The following is a 17001-nucleotide window of genomic DNA, read 5'->3' as shown; positions in this document are numbered from 1 at the left end:
AATGGGTAAACCATTACTGACGAGAGAAGATATTAGAAGAGCAAAAAAAGAAAAACAACGTGCTCTGAAACAATCTAAAGAAGAGGTTGAATACCGTAGAAATGATGGTAGTGATTCTGATGATGTTTATGACGACGGCTATGATGATATCTATGAGGACAACTATGATAGTGGTTATAAAAGTAGACAGCATTATGAAGATAGTAGCCGATTTGAGGATAGAGATCAGTTAGATGATGAGGATGGCTATCTAGAAGAACGAGAAGATGAGGATAAAAAGTCTGAAAGCTTTTTTAAGCGTCATAAAAAGCCTAGATCACGATTTGAATCGAACGAACGCCTTAGACGGTATAACCGCTTCCTCACAAAAGGGATTATTATTACTGCCGTATTGATTGTGATAGTGATAGGAGTGGCATTCTTTATCTAGAGGTCGTTTTACTAGCGGTTATCTTTAAGATATACGATGAGCTTGCAAAGAATTTGTCTTTCTCCAGAGAGGCATACTTAAAACTTAACTGATAGATGAAGAAGTTACTAATAAAGCAGTGTTAAAACACTGTTAAAAAGAGATCGACCACAAGTGTAGAACTTGTGGAACGGCCTCTTTTAATTTAAGATCACAACTGCTATTGCAAGATCATTGGAATGCGAAATAGTGACCTTTTGCTCACCAGTGTAAGGAGAGCTCACTACTGGCTTGCCATACTCTCCCGGTAAGATTTCAATGTCTAACATAGAAAGTTTACCACTGATGCCAGTGCCATAAGCTTTCGCAAAGGCTTCTTTGGCAGCAAATCTCCCTGCTAAGAATTCATATTTTCGATGTCCTTTTAATTCTTTGTAGAGGTCAAGTTCAGCTGGAGTAAGAACTCGGTCAACAAATTTAGCTTGTTTTTCTTGAGCTTGTTTTATGCGGTCTATTTCGATAATATCACTGCCTATTTCCATGAGATGCTCCTTATATCTGTCATTAAGCTTTATTGACATTGTTTAGTTATCTTCTACTAAGAGTGTATTTAATATGAGTGTCGTTAACATGAGTGTCGTTTACGTGGGTGTATTTAACAAGATAGGTCAAACCAAATCTTTTAGGTCATCTATGTTTCTATTATTAAGGCCCTATGCTTCTATTATATAAAGAGCTTCTACTATACTGCTACTATATAGTAGAGAGCTTCTATTATATAGAGATATATTTTTATAGAAAACATTTAAAAAATACCTCTTAAGATAATTTTAACATTTTCATTTTAAGATGTAATCTCTAAAAAATAACAGTGTTTTTGATAGTCATTTATGACGCTGTTCTGTTTTTCTCGGTAAAGGTAAGCCTGTAAAAAGTGCGATGATATCGGTTTTTCTTTTGTTTGATTATACAAGTGCTAGTGGTTAAATGGAATTATTTTGGTATCTTGATGTTCTATTTTGAGGGTTGTCCATTTTTTTAGATGATATTTTTAAGCTGAAAAAGGGTTGACGGTTAGAAAAGCGTTCGTTATGATATAAATACTTTGATTATCAAAGTATTTTTCTGAGAGGTAAGGAGGGAGACGTATTAGAGGTGAAAACGATGGAGCAACCGCAGTTTAAGGATGTTAACAACTACTTAGTGCATGTATTCGACGAGATGTTGAGAATTGAAGAAACTTCACTGAAAGAGAGTGATTTTCATGACTTGTCGATGAAAGAGATGCATACGATTGCTGCCATTGGTTTATATGGCGATAAACGAACTTCCCAAGTAGCTAAGGAATTACATGTCACAGTTGGAACCTTGACGGTATCTGTTAATACCTTAGTCAAAAAAGGTTATGTCTTACGGGTTAGGCAAGAGAAGGATCGACGGGTTGTCAATCTGAAGTTGACTAACCGTGGTAGATTATTGTATCGATTGCATGACAAGTTTCACCGGACGATGGTCAAACGAATCATTACTGATTTGGATGATCCGGAAGTTAGTGCTTTACTGGGAGCTTTGAAAAGTTTATCGAACTATCTTAGCGAGATCAAAATTTAACTCGTTATAAAGGAAGTGACCACTTACTGTGCGTATTGTAAAAACAGGGTCGTATCTCCCTGACACGATAGTGACTAATGATGACTTAGCAGAATATTTAGATACTTCTGATGAGTGGATCCAAAAAAGGACTGGCATTAAAAAGAGGCATGTTGCAAAAGGTGATTCGATCGAGAGTATGGCTTATAAAGCTGTCGAAGATCTTTTTTTCAACTCAATAGGTACAGTGGTTGATAAAAATGATAATAGTGATTTGACCGATAAAGTCAATTGTGGAGAAACAATAGACTTTATCATTGTCGCTACCATGTCTCATAAAAGTTCAAGTCCCGGAATTGCCAATCTTATCCAAGCTAGACTTGGTATCACACAAGTCTTTTGTCTTGATATTTCTGCTGCTTGCAATGGCTTTATTGCCGCATTAAGTGTCGCTAATGGTTTGTTAAAAACACCCACTTACGGGCGTGGTCTTGTTATCGGAGTCGAGAAGATGTCAGATATTTTAGACTGGACAGACCGTTCAACTGCTTGTCTTTTTGGAGATGGGGCTGGGTGTGTCTTAGTCGAGGCTTCTGATGCTCTAGTTTATGCAGAGTCGATTAGTAGCGACGGCGCGCATGGTGAGGATTTGAAAGCACCTCTTGAACAAGCGAAACTTGAGATGAATGGCAGAGGTATTTTTAATTTTGTTAGTCGAGAAGTTCCTAAAAATATCTTATCGACCATTTCTAAAGCGGGACAATCTATAAAAGCTATCGATTATGTTCTTGCACATCAGGCCAATAAAAGATTATTAGGGATGATTAGCAAAAAAACAGGTATAACAGAGGATAAATTTCTGTCCAACATCGATGACGTAGCTAATACATCTGCCGCAAGCATTCCTTTGTTACTGGATAAAGTCGTCAAAGACGGAATTATAACACTAGAAGGCAAGCAATTGGTGGTGTTTGTTGGCTTCGGTGGCGGTTTGAACTGGGGGAGTATTGTCACCCTCGTGTAATTTTTCGCCTTTAATTAGTTTGATATTCAAACTAATTTAGCAGTAGTGATAGTGCATCAGAAAAAGAACATTGAGTATGAGTAGTCGTTTATCATTTCTATAGTAAATACCGTTAATAGCGTTGATACAGTAGATACCGTAGTGACCGTTGATGAAATAGAGGCAGTTGATACAAATTTTCAACTGGAGAAATAAGTTAATAAAACTACTCATACAATAAGTCAAAACAACTACTCAGTTCGATAATTCAGAACAATAATTCAGAACAAAACTCAGAACAATAAGTCAAAAGAAAAATAAACAAGAATAAAGCAAGTAAGACAAATCAATTAAGACAAATCAAGTAGGTAATCATACAAATATATGGAGGTCATTATTATGACAACAACTTTCGATAAAATCAAAACTATCATCGTAGATCAATTAGACGTAGAAGAAACAGCTGTAAAGCCTGAAACAAACTTTGAAAATGACTTAGATGCAGATAGCTTGGATCTTTTCCAAATCATCAATGACATTGAAGACGAATTCGATATCGTAATCGATACTGAAGAAGGATTGATTACAGTTAACGATTTAGTCGCATTTGTTGATAAAGAAGCCACTAAATAACTTCTAGTCACTGAAACAACTAGTACCTCAAAGAAGTGATAACCATGGAGTTATGACATCAAGGCAACTTGATCATGAGGGGCTAGTTCTTTTTTATATTTAATACTTTGATATTCAAACTAAATAAAAGTAAGTCGTAACTAGCAAGTAGTTATACTGAAGTCAAAAGCGAGAGAGTGATTCAATTGAGAACGAAACTATGTGATTTATTAGGAATAGATTATCCGATTGTCCAAGGAGCAATGGCTTGGGTAGCAGATGCTAAGCTTGCCAGTGCTGTTTCTAATGCAGGCGGTATTGGTATTGTAGGAACTGGTCATGATCCAGTTGATGTAGTTCAAAAGAAAGTGGAAGAAGTGAAAGCTTTAACAGATAAACCGTTTGGTGTTAATGTGATGCTTCTTAATCCTCATGTTGAAGAAGTTGTTTCTTATCTCTGTCAAGCCGGTATTCGATTAGTGACTACCGGAGCAGGTAGTCCTGGTAAATACATGACAGCTTTTCAAGAAGCAGGTATCAGAGTAATTCCGGTCGTTGCATCTGTTGCATTAGCCAAACGGATGGAACGGTTAGGTGCCGATGCTGTTGTTGTTGAAGGTATGGAAGCTGGTGGACATATTGGTAAGGGCACGACGATGAGTTTATTACCTCAAGTTGTTGATGCTGTATCAATTCCAGTTATCGCAGCAGGTGGTATAGCCGATGGTAGAGGTGTAGCCGCTGCGTTGATGCTTGGAGCAGAGGGTGTCCAAATTGGGACGAGGTTTGTGTGTTCTACTGAATCTCCTGCTCACGAGAATTTCAAGAATGCCATTTTAAAAGCTAGTGACCTGTCAACTATTGTTACGGGTGAACTTGGAGGGCATCCAGTACGTGTATTGAGAAATCAATTAACCCGAGAGTATGCAGCGCTAGAAAAAGCGGAAACAAGTAAGGAAACTCCTGATTTTGCTAAAATGGATGAACTTGGGCGCGGTGCTTTGAGACGTGCGGTAGTGCTAGGGGATACCCAACGTGGCTCTATGATGTCTGGTCAAGTAGCTGGACTAGTAAAAACAGTCGCTCCTTGTAAAGATATCATCGAAGAATTAGTGCGTGAGGCGGTTGAAGTCTATCATGCTCGTGCCTCTTATTTTAATGAGGGTAAATCATGAAAACAGCAGTGATCTTTACAGGACAAGGGTCCCAATATGTTGGGATGGGACAAGATTTTATTGACACTTATCCTGAAGTCCGTCATTTTTTGACTGAAATGTCTCAAAAAACGGCATTAGATCTCATCGACATTTTTTTAAAGAATAAAGAAGCACAGGCTCAAACTAAATGTGTACAGCCTGCGATCGTGGCTCTTGAACTTGCGATTTCTAAGGTAGTTATGCCTCTCCTTAAGAATAACAACCACGTTCATGTTTTTGCTGGACATAGTTTGGGAGAGTATACAGCACTTGCTGCGAGTGGTTTAGTGAGTCCTGAATCTCTTCTTGACTTTGTTGTCAAGCGGGGACAAGCCATGGCTCAGGCAACTTCTCATTCGGATGGAATGATGCTCGCTGTGATCAAAGTTCCCCAAGAAAAATGTGATGAGCTGTTGGAGGAGTTCAAAGGACGCGTGTGGGCGGCTAATCTTAATAGTCCGTTTCAAACAATCTATGCGGGCCATAAAGAGGCAATTTTGGCCTTTGGGAAAGCACTAAAAGCGGCAGGTTACAAGAAAGTGATGCCGTTAGCGGTTGAAGGAGCTTTTCATACCCCATTGATGGCATCAGCACAATCCTTACTTGGTCCGGCTATTAATCGATTGGTGAGGGAGATAAAAGAAAACTGGTCCCACTGGCAGAATACAGCTGACGTTATCTATAGCAATGTCAGTGGAAAGCCCTTAACACTAGAAGCTTGCCGAACCGAGTTTAGCGATCATTTAGTCAAGCCAGTTGAGTGGCAGAAAACGGTTGAAAACTTTGTAGCAGATGGCGTGACACGTGTGATTGAGATTGGTCCAAAAGCAGTTCTGAGCAAGTTAGTCAAGGCGACCACAGACCAAGTGGAAGTTATTTCCATAACTGCAGTTAAAGACTTAGAACAATTGAAAACGACTCACTAATTATAAGGAATTAGGCGTTATTAGAAATAATGAGGTGTCATTTTAATTATTAGGCGTAACTTAAAAGTAATTAGGTGTTTTTAAGCGTAATAATGAGTAAGTATGAAAGTAAGTACGAGAGTAAGTATGAGAGAAAGTAAGGTGAAGGAATGGCTGAATTAGAAAAGCAACCTGTTGCATTTATAACTGGTGGCACTAAAGGGATCGGACTTGCGATTGCTCAAAAACTTTATAAAGATGGTTATCAGGTTATTTTGACAAGTCGTCATGCTCCAAATGAAGAAACACTTGCTTCTTTTGTTGGCGAAAATGACAGCACACCAGTTGTTTTAACCGGGTCTGTTGCCGATAGTACAGAAGTAAAAGACATCATTGATGAGATTTTTAGTCGTTTTAAACGCCTAGATGTTATTGTCAATAATGCTGGAATTACCTTAGATAAGTTGATTCTACGGATGAGCGCAGAAGACTTTATGTCCGTAATCGAAACAAATTTATTGGGAACCTTTAATGTGATTAAAGCTGTGACACCTTATTTCTTAAAACAAAAGAATGGTGTGATTATCAATATGGCAAGTGTTGTCGGGATTACTGGTAATGCTGGACAAACGAATTATGCGGCGAGCAAAGCCGGTATTATTGGTTTGACTAAGTCTGTTGCCAAAGAGCTAGCTGGACGTAATATCCGATGTAATGCCATTGCACCAGGGTTCATTGAGACAGATATGACTGCTAAGTTGAATGAAAAACAACGGTCTGCAATCTTGCAAGAGATTCCGCTAAAACGATTTGGACAAGTCGACCATATCAGTGAAACAGTCTCTTTTTTGATTCAAAATGATTATGTGACTGGGCAAGTGATAGAGGTCAATGGCGGGTTACATATGTAGTTATTTGGCCTGACCTTGTTTTTTCAAGATATCAATTAGTGGTGAAAATCACAAAAAAAAACAGTTTTATTAATCATGATAGGGCATAAAAAGAAAGTAAAGGTGAATAAATGACTCGAGTAGTGATTACAGGTACAGGAGTTGTCAGTTCGTTAGGAAATGATACCAAAACATTTTGGACTAATGTTTCGGCCGGCAAAAACGGTATCAAACCTATTACAAGTTTTGATGCTAGTGAGACAGGTATAACAGTAGCAAGTGAAGCAAGTGATTTTGATCCGACACTTACGATGTCGCGAAAAGAATATCAACGAATGGACCGCTTTAGTCAGTTTGCCATTGCAGCAAGTGATGAAGCATTAAAAAATAGTGGTCTTGTGGTGGTTGAAGAGACAACAGATGATATCGGTGTATTAGTCAGTTCAGGTATTGGTGGCCTACATGCCATTCAAACAGGGATTTTAAAAATGGCTAAAAAAGGGCCAAAACGGGTGCCACCACTTTTTGTGCCATTAACAATTGGTAATATGGCTGCGGGAAATATCGCTCAAAAGTTTGGAATTAGAGGGATATCTCTAGACATCGTCTCAGCTTGTGCCTCAGCAACTAATGCAATCGGTGAAGCTTATTTAAAGATCAAACATGGTGATTTGACCGCTTGTCTCGCTGGAGGTTGTGAAGCCACCATCAATGAGATTGGGATTGCAGGTTTTGCGGCACTGACGGCTTTATCGACACAAACTGATCCTGAACGAGCTTCAATTCCATTCGATGCCCGTAGAGATGGTTTTGTAATGGGTGAAGGAGCTGGCGTGATTGTTCTTGAAAGCTTAGAGAATGCGCAAAAGCGTGGCGCAACTGTTTTAGCTGAAGTTGTTGGCTACGGCTCGACTGCTGATGCCTATCATATGACCGCCCCTAGGCCAGACGGCAGCGGTGCTGGTAAGGCATTTCTTAAAACACTAGAAGATGCTGGTATTAAGCCAGAAGAGGTTGACTACATCAACGCTCATGGCACAAGTACACCAACTAACGATAGCGGGGAAACAACTGCTATCAAGTACGCTTTTGGAGAACACGCCAAGCATATCCCTATATCAAGCACCAAAAGTATGATTGGTCACCTTTTGGGTGCTGCTGGTGGTGTTGAAGCTATTACGTGTATCGAAGCCTTGCGTCATCAATTTGTGCCACCAACTCGCGGCCTAAAAGAAGCCGATCCGCAGTGCGACTTGGATTACGTGCCTAACGTCGGAAGAGCAGCGGACCTGACTTACGTATTGTCAGATTCCTTAGGTTTTGGGGGCCACAACGCTGTATTATGTTTTAAACGCTGGGAGGAATAAAACTATCATGGATGTCAAATCACTGATCACTCAATTTGATGAGAGCACGATTCGGTTTTTATCCTTGACACAAGGAACTGACCAACTGATTTTATCAAAGGATCCATATCAAGGTCCTTCAGAGTCAAACGGTAATGGTGGTCATGATCAAGTCGCTGTCACACACGCAACTGACTCTTCACCAAAAGAACCAACAGAAGTGATTAGCACAACTGCTAGTCCTAATGAGGAAGTTGATAGTGATGATAGTCAGTTCATCGCTGTTAAAGCACCGTTGGTCGGGATTGTCTATTTAGCGCCAAATCCTGGAGCAGAATCTTTTGTTTCAGTGGGCTCTGTCGTTAAGAAAGGACAAGTCGTCTGTATCATCGAAGCAATGAAAATCATGAATGAAGTCGTAGCACCAGTTAGTGGGACTATCAAGAAAATCAACGTCACTAATGAAGAGGTCGTTGAATATGATCAACCACTTGTAGTGATCGATGAGGAGGAAATATAAATGGAACTAACTAGTCAAGAAGTAATGGAAATCATACCAAATCGTTACCCAATCTTCTTTATTGATAAGGTGACTGAATTGATCCCTGGTCAAAAAGTCGTTTGTCAAAAAAATGTTACAATCAATGAGCCCTTTTTCCAAGGTCACTTTCCAGGTGAACCTGTCATGCCGGGTGTCTTGATTATAGAGAGTTTGGCCCAGGCAGGGTCAATACCATTGTTGAAACAAGATGATTTTAATGGTAAAACAGCTTATTTAGGTGGATTGAACAAAGTGAAATTTCGTCAAAAAGTTGTCCCTGGAGACGTACTACGTTTAGAAGTTGAGATTGTTAAATTAAAACGAAACGCTGGAATTGGTCTAGGAAAAGCGTTTGTAGGTGACAAAAAAGTATGTGAGGCGGAAATGACTTTCATTATTGGAGCTGAGTAAATGTTTAAAAAAGTACTCGTAGCGAATCGTGGTGAGATAGCGGTTCGAATAATTCGTGCCCTTCGCGAAATGGGCATCAAATCTGTTGCAGTTTATTCTACGGCAGATCGTTTAGCACTTCATACGGTGTTAGCAGACGAGGCAGTCTGTATTGGTCCGCCGCGTGTCGCCGACTCTTATAATCATAAGATTCAACTGTTGAGTGCTGCCCTAACGACTGGAGCGGAAGCTATTCATCCAGGATTTGGATTTTTGTCTGAAAATAGTCAGTTTGCAAAGATGTGTGAGGAATGTGATATCACATTTATTGGCCCAAGTTCCGAGGCTATCCATCGAATGGGTAATAAAGCAGTTGCAAGGGAAACCATGATCAAAGCAGGCGTTCCTGTCATTCCAGGGAGTGAAGGCTTTATAGACGATTGCGAAAGTGGACTAGAGTTAGCAAAATCACTTGGCTTTCCAGTCATGCTCAAAGCTGCAGCTGGTGGTGGTGGTAAAGGAATGCGTGAGATCCACTCTGAAGAGCAGTTCAAACAATTGTTTGACCAAGTTAAGCTAGAAGCTGGAGCTGTATTTTCGGATGACCAGGTATACTTAGAGAAAATCATTACTCATGCACGTCATATTGAAGTTCAGATTTTAGGAGATAGCTTTGGAAATGTGATTCATCTTGGCGAACGTGAATGCTCGCTGCAACGTCAACATCAGAAAGTTCTGGAAGAGGCTCCTAGTAGTTTTATTAGCTCAGATGTGAGAGAGCAGCTGGGAAAAGCAGCAGTTGATGCGGCAATCGCGACTCATTATGTGAACGCAGGAACTGTTGAATTTTTGGTTGATCAAAATCAAAACTTCTACTTTATGGAAATGAATACCCGATTGCAAGTAGAACATCCTGTCACTGAAATGGTCACGGGAGTTGATATTGTTAATGAACAAATCCGAATTGCAAGTGGCTTACCTTTGACTTACAGTCAAGAAGATATCAAAATCACTGGTCATGCTATCGAATGTCGGATAAATGCTGAGGATCCGACACATGACTTTAGACCAGCTAGTGGGAAAATCACTGATTTGATTCTTCCAAGCGGTAGTCTAGGGTTAAGAGTAGAGAGTGCCTTATTTGCGGGTAGTGGAATACCCCCTTTTTACGATAGTATGGTAGCAAAGGTCATCACCTATGCTAAAACACGTGATATAGCATTTCGGAAAATGAATCGAGCTCTTATGGAGTTTATGATTGATGGTATACCAACAAATATCGACTTTCAACTCGCTTTGATAGCAGACAAAGGCGTTCTATCTGGTGCATTTGACACACATTATTTAGAGGAGCATTTTTTAAGCAACTTTTTGAAAGCTCATAAACAGAGTGTCGAGTAATCATTGAAATGAATGGAAGGGGTGAATAGGGTGTTATTTAAAAAGAAAAAACCCCAAGTCATCATACCGAGTAAGCAGGAACGGGATAAAATGCACGCTAAAATCCCAGATAATTTGTATTATCGTTGTCCTAGTTGTAAAAAACTAGTTTATGTGGGTGATTTAGCAGTTGAACGTTTCTGCCCTCATTGCCATTATATTTGGCGGATGACTACAAGTGAACGTATCGCTCAATTATTGGATGAATTAAGTTTCACTGAGTGGCTCCCTGAAACCAAAATTTCGAATCCACTATCGTTTGATAACTACGATCAAAAAGTTAAAGCTACTAAAGAAAAAACGGGATTAGATGAGGCAATTACGGTTGGAGAAGCCACAATAACAGGCCAGCCATGTGCGATCGGAATTATGGATAGTCGATTCATTATGGGGAGCATGGGGCAAGCAGTTGGACAGAAACTAACGCACCTGTTCACTGAAGCAACACATAAAAAACTTCCGGTTGTTTTAACGACCGCATCTGGTGGTGCCCGGATGCAAGAGGGAATTTTATCCTTGATGCAGATGGCAAAAGTGAGTAGTGCGGTTAGTAATCATAGTAAAGCTGGGCTTTTTTATTTGGTGTTATTAACGGACCCCACAACTGGTGGTGTGACAGCTAGCTTTGCGATGCAAGGTGATATTATATTAGCAGAACCTCAAGCACTAGTCGGATTTGCCGGACGACGAGTCATTGAACAAACCTTAAAAACGACTTTACCTGATAACTTCCAATCATCAGAAGAAGTTCTTGAAAAAGGATTTATTGATGCTATTGTAAACCGACAAGAACAGCGAAAAGTCATTGGCTCGTTATTAAAAATGCATAGAGGTGATCTAAATGTCTAAAACGAATGAGTTGATTGAAAAGTTGACAGGCAAAGCGCGTCAGAAGGAAGCAGTAGAGGACGCTTATAGTACTGTCAAATTAGCCAGAGCTAAAGATCGACTGTCGACTGAAGACATAGCCCATCATATTTTAGATGATTTTATCGAATTACATGGAGATCGTTACTATGGCGATGATAAGTCAATCGTGTCGGGGGTCGGTTTCTTAGCGGGTCGGCCGGTCACTTTGATTGGGTCGCAAAAAGGACATACCTTAGATGAAAATATAGCCCGAAACTTTGGCTCAAGTTACCCAGAAGGTTATCGTAAAGCTTATCGGATGATGGAACAGGCAGAAAAGTTCCAAAGACCAGTCTTAACTGTTGTGAACACAGCCGGTGCTTACTGTTCGCCAGAGGCTGAAAGTAGGGGAATCGGTTCTGCAATCGCTCAAAACCTATTAGTGATGAGTCAATTGACGGTTCCGATAGTGACCTTGATCGTTGGCGAAGGAGGATCTGGTGGTGCATTAGCGCTAGCTTTTTCAAATAAAGTCTGGATGATGCAGCACAGTATGTATTCGGTTCTGTCACCTGAAGGATTTGCTAGTATTCTATATAAAGATGCCAATTTAGCAAAAGAGGCTGCCAATAAAATGAAATTGACTCCTAATGATTTGCTTGACTTAGGGGTTATTGAACGCATTATAATAGAAGAAAACGAGTCTGATAGCATTCAAAAGAAGGCACTCATGGCACAACTAAAAGCTGATTTTATCTTAGAACTCAGTCAGTATGATCATCTATCTCCAGAAGAAATTGTTGCACAAAGACAAGCTAGGTTTAATCGGTTTTAGACAGCCGATAAATCTGCTTATGGGTGATGTGTTGGGCGATATGATATAATGAGATATCAAGACATTAGCTGATTTTAAAGAGTGATGCATTTATAAAGAGAGATGCATTTATAAAAAATGAGAAGCTTTGTCTATAGGACGTCTAAATAGTAGTAGGGGATGTGTCAGAATGAATGAAACAGTGAAATACTGGTTAGTCTTTATTGCAGTTTTTGTTGTTATCATGGTAGCAAGTGTGATTCTTAAATTAGCAGTAGGATTGATCACGATGATCGCAACAGTTCTTATTTTGGGCTTTATCGGCTATCAAATTTATCTAGCTGTTAAAGATAAGAAGTAATCAGCCTAATCGCTTTTAAAAGGCTTACTCGCTATAAAAAATCACTGGCTATAAAAAAGTACTAGCTATAAAAAGTATCAGCTATAAAAAAGTACTAGCTATAAAAAAAGAGATTTGACAAATTATCTTGTCAAATCTCTTTTTTGAATATCAGTAAATTGTATTGTCAGTAAGGCTAGTCATCAATTAAAAGGACTATGTCATTCATTTATTAGAGGTTAACTGAATCAAAATCTTGCTCACGTCTATCACACAAAACCTCATTAAAGTGTATGTGAAAGTGTATGTGTATGTGAGTATCGAAGAAAGTGTGAAGAGTAGCAACAAGTAGTGATTAGCTAGTCGTATAATAAAGAAATCGACCTATTAAAATGAAATGCCTTATGATTAACTTAATGTGTTGTAGTATTCAACGATGAATGATTCATCGACATCTTGTGTCAATTCTTCGCGAAGTGGTAGACGGTTCAACGAACCTTCTAATTTATCTTCGTCGAACGTCAAGTATTCAGGACGACCGAATAGGCCTTCTAACGAACTCTTGATGATCACTAGATCTTTTGATTTTTCACGAACTGAGATAACTTGTCCAACTTCCACTTCGTATGAAGGGATGTCAACACGTTGACCATCAACAGTGATATGGCCATGGTTTACTAATTGACGAGCTTGACGACGAGTGTTTGCAAGACCTAAACGGTAAACAACGTTGTCTAAGCGACGTTCTAGTAAGACTAAGAAGTTAACACCATGTTTTCCTTCTTTAATTTTACCAGCTTTTTTGAATAAGTTTGAGAACTGACGTTCATTTAACCCATACATAAAGCGTAGTTTTTGTTTTTCTTGTAATTGTTGTCCATATTCTGATAATTTACGACGGCTGTTAGGACCGTGTTGACCAGGAGCATAAGGACGACGATTTAATTCTTTACCTGTTCCAGAAAGTGAAATACCTAAACGGCGAGAACGTTTCCAGCTTGGGCCTGTATAACGAGACATATAAGTTTTCCTCCAATAATATAGTTTGGAGTAAAATAGCTGATCCAATGATCGTGCGTGTGCAGCTCATTTTAGCTGTTCACCCTTTGCAGCCGCGGGTTACTAGTGCTCGCGATTGAACGCGTAACGATCTGTTGACACTCTCACTTCATTGGTGCTGCGTATTTTACACAATCATCATTATAACGCATCATGAGTGTAGCAGTCAATAAAAAATGCTGTATTATTAGCCTGTTAACGCTTGATTGCTAATGGAAGCGAAGTGCTCTTCCTTTATCAGTGACTCTGGTAGGCTTTAGCAAGGGGAAATGAGCTTAAAATCATAAAGCGATAACCTTTTTTTGTGAGATACATGACGTTAAACGTTTTTTTTGGTATACTCATGTATGATATTATAGAGACTAGTAGCATCATTAATAGAAGTGTTGTGTCTAATTGGTGTCTAACAGATGTTTTATAGATGTCTAATAGATGTGTTTAGGTGTCTTTAGGTGTCTTATAGATATAAATCATTAGCACTACTGTAAGTGATCGTGTGAAAAAGAGTTAAAATTGTTAATAGCAGAGAAAAATAATTGTGGCGAGTCACAAGTACTGGAGGAATGGCAATGAATGCCGGCACAGGTTTCATGAATTTACTGATCGGGATCATCATTATCGCAATCATTGGGTATTTTGTATTCTATTATTATCAACATAAGCAAAAAAAGGATATTTCAGAATTGCAGAATCAAAGAGAAGATCTTATGGCGGTTCCTGTAGCTGATACATTATATACCCTGAAAAATATGAATTTGACCGGTCAAACGAGAAGAACATATGAATCATGGCAAGCAACTTGGCAAACGATCACTCGTTTTTCTCTTCCTGAGATTGAAGCCGCGATTATTTCAGCACAACAAGCCAATGAACGCTATAATCTGGTAAAGGCAACTAAATCGATTGATTTTGCAAAACAACAGTTGAAAGAAGCTAAACGTAATATTGATAAAGTTTACAAAGCTTTACAACGTTTATTAGATAGTGAGGAACAAAACCGTAAGAAGGGTGAAGACATCCAAAATGATTATAATGAGCTTCGAAAGAACTTGTTAAGTCAAAGTTTTACTTATGGCGATGCTCTTGATTCTTTGGAGAAACGATTATCTTATTTAGAACTAGACTTCACTAAATTCCATACTCTTTCAAACGAAGGGGACCATATGGAAGCAAAAGACGTCTTGTCTCAGATCGAAACTGAGATGACTGAACTGAATGATGTTATAAAACAAATACCTGAGTTTTATAAGGAAATAAAGGAAACATATGAACCACAAGTGGAAGACTTAGAAAATGGTTACCAACGATTATTGAGTGAAAAGTATCTCTTTAATGACATCGATGTTGAAGCTGATATTAAGGCTATTGAGGACTTAATCGTATCAGCTGAAAATAGTATTAAAGGCATTAAATTAGGAGATGCCCGTAAGGAACTTGACAAAGTCAAACGGGAGATTGATCAGACTTATGACGAAATGGAAGCTGAGATTACGGCAAAACAATACGTCGATTCACATATCCAAACAGTGCATCTTCAACTTGAGAAGGCACTCAAAAACAATCGCTACGGAGCTTTAGAAGTTGACCGTATGGGTCAAAACTATATCCTCCATAATAATGAGGAAGTTAAAATTGCAGAGTTTCAATCACAATTAGAAGAAGAACAAGATAAGCTGAATCATTATGACGAACAATTAGCAGACAATGCTGTAGCATTTTCCTTAGCAAAGGATTATTTAGAGCTTCTTTTAAAACGGTTGACTGATATCATGCATCAACAAAGTGACATGATGAAGCAATTAGCGACCTTAAGACAACAAGAAGAAGCTATCAAAACGAACCTAGATGAGTATGAGATTGAGCTACGGAATATGAAGCGTCATATTGAAAAAGCTAACATCCCCGGTTTGCCAAAATCTTACTTGGATCTTTTTTTTCAAACATCTGATATGATTGAAGCTTTGAATAGTGAATTGAATCGGGTTCGTATTGATTTGCCGGTGCTCAATGCAAAAGATGAAGCAATTGCTAAACAAATCGAACGCCTTGAAGATTTGACAGATTCTATTGTGGACGATGCTCATTTAACGGAGGCTATGATTCAATATGCAAATCGTTATCGGTTAGATAATGAAACGATTGCTTTAGCAATTCAACAATCACTGGCAATATTTGACCGTGAATATGATTATAGCCGGTCCCTTGAGATCATTGAAAAGGCGTTGGCCAAGATCGATGCAGAGGCACCACAAAATGTGCGACAATCTTACCAACGTGACAAAGCAAACCGCGTGTTATAGTTGCTTTAGCAGTTGTTATTAGCTGAAGAATCGGTAAATAGATATAAGACAACAGTGGGGAGTGCGGTTTTGCCGCCTCTCTTTTTCATTGAACAGGGTAATGTTATTTGCTTATCTGAGAACTGAGACTATTACTGAGATTACTGAAGTATTATAGAAGTATTATGGAAGGAAAATTAGAAATGATTTATATCGACAATAGTGCTACAACACCAATCGATACTAGCGTTTTAAACACCTATCAAAAAGTTGCCACGCAATTTTATGGAAATCCAGGTAGTTTACATGTACCTGGTGTTAAAAGCTATCAACTGTTAGAAAAGGCGCGTAAACAAGTGGCCGAAATGATTCAGAAACAAGAAGATGAAGTTATCTTTACCAGTGGTGGCACCGAATCGAATAATCTTGCGATTAGAGGTACTGTTTTTGCCAAAAGAGAATTTGGAAATCATATGATCACTTCAACGATTGAACATCCCTCAGTTTTGAATACAATCGCTCAACTGGAATCGATGGGCTTTATTACAGTCACTTATTTGAGTGTTGATCAAAATGGTGTGGTTGATCCAGAGGAAGTTAGTCAGGCCTTACGACCAGAAACAATTTTGGTTAGTTTAATGGCAGTTAATAATGAAATCGGTAGTATCCAACCCATTTTGGCAGTTGGTGATCTTTTGGAAAGTCATCAAAATGTCCATTATCATGTGGATGGTGTACAGTCTCTTGGAGCGTTTCCAAGTATAATTCCGCATGATAGGATTGACCTGATGACCTTTTCTGCACATAAATTTCATGGTCCTCGGGGAGTTGGCTTCTTATATAAAAAGCATGGCAGAACAATCCAACCTCAATTAACCGGTGGTGGACAAGAGAGACAGTTGCGTAGTACGACAGAAAATGTTGCTGGTATTACAGCGATGGCTAGAGCTTTGCGATTACACCCGAATCACGGGAATGCTGAGCCGTTACGTCAATTACTAAAAAGAGGCATATCGGCTTGTGATAACATCGTGTGGTTATCTCCCACTGACGGGGTACCCTATATCAATTGTCTAGCAATTAAGCATGTGAAAGGGGAAGTTCTTTTACACGCCTTGGAAGACGAGGGGATCTATGTGAGCACGACGAGTGCTTGTTCTAGTAAAACACATAGTGGCCCGCAAACCCTACTTGCCATGGGTATCGAGAAAAAAGTGGCAGAAGGAGCAATACGCTTGTCTTTTTCTGACCAAACGACTAGTTCAGAAATCGAACATGTCTGTGAAGCCTTGAAAAAACATGCGAATCACTTTAAAACTGTTTTTCAAAATCATTAGA

18 protein-coding genes are annotated in these 17001 nt (G+C 39.1%); 16 read left to right on the top strand and 2 right to left on the bottom strand.

Annotated elements, in window-relative coordinates:
• Nucleotide 1: 1 nt before the first annotated feature.
• Nucleotides 2-430 carry a hypothetical protein gene (locus H541_RS0100670; RefSeq protein WP_022795430.1) on the top strand — a complete coding sequence of 143 codons (429 nt, stop codon included), beginning with the start codon at nucleotides 2-4 and terminating at the stop codon, nucleotides 428-430.
• A 179-nt stretch (nucleotides 431-609) separates the two neighbouring features.
• Here H541_RS0100670 and acpS read toward each other — a convergent pair whose 3' ends face one another.
• Complete coding sequence (gene acpS / locus H541_RS0100665; protein WP_022795429.1) at nucleotides 610-951, bottom strand: holo-ACP synthase; 342 nt, start codon at nucleotides 949-951, stop codon at nucleotides 610-612.
• Between the two features lie 622 nt (nucleotides 952-1573).
• On the opposite strand from acpS, the gene H541_RS0100660 reads away from it, so the two are divergent.
• The 13 genes from H541_RS0100660 (at nucleotide 1574) to H541_RS13105 (ending at nucleotide 12346) form a co-directional block, all read left to right on the top strand.
• On the top strand, nucleotides 1574-2020 hold the full coding sequence (locus tag H541_RS0100660; protein WP_022795428.1) for a MarR family winged helix-turn-helix transcriptional regulator: 447 nt from the start codon (nucleotides 1574-1576) through the stop codon (nucleotides 2018-2020).
• 28 nt (nucleotides 2021-2048) lie between these two features.
• Nucleotides 2049-3023 carry a beta-ketoacyl-ACP synthase 3 gene (locus tag H541_RS0100655; RefSeq protein ID WP_022795427.1) on the top strand — a complete coding sequence of 325 codons (975 nt, stop codon included), beginning with the start codon at nucleotides 2049-2051 and terminating at the stop codon, nucleotides 3021-3023.
• Nucleotides 3024-3401: 378 nt separating this feature from the next.
• A complete protein-coding gene (locus H541_RS0100650) occupies nucleotides 3402-3635 on the top strand; it encodes an acyl carrier protein (protein WP_022795426.1) in 234 nt (77 codons plus the stop codon).
• 185 nt (nucleotides 3636-3820) lie between these two features.
• Entirely contained in the window at nucleotides 3821-4789 is a 969-nt protein-coding gene (gene fabK, locus H541_RS0100645; protein ID WP_022795425.1) for an enoyl-[acyl-carrier-protein] reductase FabK, read from the top strand.
• Nucleotides 4786-5736 (top strand): ACP S-malonyltransferase, encoded by a 951-nt coding sequence (locus tag H541_RS0100640; RefSeq protein ID WP_022795424.1) that lies wholly within the window; start codon nucleotides 4786-4788, stop codon nucleotides 5734-5736. Before fabK ends, H541_RS0100640 begins: the two co-directional genes overlap by 4 nt.
• Nucleotides 5737-5885: 149 nt before the next feature.
• The gene (gene fabG / locus H541_RS0100635; protein WP_022795423.1) at nucleotides 5886-6626 is read left to right on the top strand and encodes a 3-oxoacyl-[acyl-carrier-protein] reductase; all 741 of its coding nucleotides are present in this window, start codon (nucleotides 5886-5888) and stop codon (nucleotides 6624-6626) included.
• Between the two features lie 110 nt (nucleotides 6627-6736).
• Nucleotides 6737-7972 (top strand): beta-ketoacyl-ACP synthase II, encoded by a 1236-nt coding sequence (fabF, locus tag H541_RS0100630; RefSeq protein WP_022795422.1) that lies wholly within the window; start codon nucleotides 6737-6739, stop codon nucleotides 7970-7972.
• A 7-nt stretch (nucleotides 7973-7979) separates the two neighbouring features.
• On the top strand, nucleotides 7980-8471 hold the full coding sequence (gene accB, locus H541_RS0100625; protein WP_022795421.1) for an acetyl-CoA carboxylase biotin carboxyl carrier protein: 492 nt from the start codon (nucleotides 7980-7982) through the stop codon (nucleotides 8469-8471).
• Entirely contained in the window at nucleotides 8472-8903 is a 432-nt protein-coding gene (fabZ, locus tag H541_RS0100620; protein WP_022795420.1) for a 3-hydroxyacyl-ACP dehydratase FabZ, read from the top strand.
• Nucleotides 8904-10283, top strand: coding sequence for an acetyl-CoA carboxylase biotin carboxylase subunit (gene accC / locus H541_RS0100615; protein ID WP_022795419.1), 1380 nt, complete (start codon nucleotides 8904-8906; stop codon nucleotides 10281-10283).
• Between the two features lie 12 nt (nucleotides 10284-10295).
• Nucleotides 10296-11171, top strand: a complete 876-nt coding sequence (gene accD, locus H541_RS0100610; RefSeq protein WP_026501500.1) for an acetyl-CoA carboxylase, carboxyltransferase subunit beta — start codon at nucleotides 10296-10298, stop codon at nucleotides 11169-11171.
• Nucleotides 11164-12006 carry a carboxyltransferase subunit alpha gene (gene accA / locus H541_RS0100605; RefSeq protein ID WP_022795417.1) on the top strand — a complete coding sequence of 281 codons (843 nt, stop codon included), beginning with the start codon at nucleotides 11164-11166 and terminating at the stop codon, nucleotides 12004-12006. The genes accD and accA overlap by 8 nt, the downstream gene beginning before the upstream one ends.
• 169 nt (nucleotides 12007-12175) lie before the next feature.
• Nucleotides 12176-12346 (top strand): hypothetical protein, encoded by a 171-nt coding sequence (locus tag H541_RS13105; protein ID WP_022795416.1) that lies wholly within the window; start codon nucleotides 12176-12178, stop codon nucleotides 12344-12346.
• Nucleotides 12347-12733: 387 nt separating this feature from the next.
• On the opposite strand, the gene rpsD is transcribed toward H541_RS13105, so the two are convergent.
• Complete coding sequence (gene rpsD / locus H541_RS0100595) at nucleotides 12734-13345, bottom strand: 30S ribosomal protein S4 (RefSeq protein WP_022795415.1); 612 nt, start codon at nucleotides 13343-13345, stop codon at nucleotides 12734-12736.
• A 608-nt stretch (nucleotides 13346-13953) separates the two neighbouring features.
• Between rpsD and H541_RS0100590 the strand changes: the two genes are divergently transcribed.
• Nucleotides 13954-15684 (top strand): septation ring formation regulator EzrA, encoded by a 1731-nt coding sequence (locus H541_RS0100590; RefSeq protein ID WP_022795414.1) that lies wholly within the window; start codon nucleotides 13954-13956, stop codon nucleotides 15682-15684.
• A 182-nt stretch (nucleotides 15685-15866) separates the two neighbouring features.
• Entirely contained in the window at nucleotides 15867-17000 is a 1134-nt protein-coding gene (locus H541_RS11110) for a cysteine desulfurase family protein (protein ID WP_052168236.1), read from the top strand.
• Nucleotide 17001: the final 1 nt, after the last annotated feature.

The sequence above is a fragment of the Bavariicoccus seileri WCC 4188 genome, from assembly GCF_000421665.1.
Classification (GTDB): domain Bacteria; phylum Bacillota; class Bacilli; order Lactobacillales; family Aerococcaceae; genus Bavariicoccus; species Bavariicoccus seileri.
This window is presented reverse-complemented; position numbering and strand designations above follow the sequence as displayed.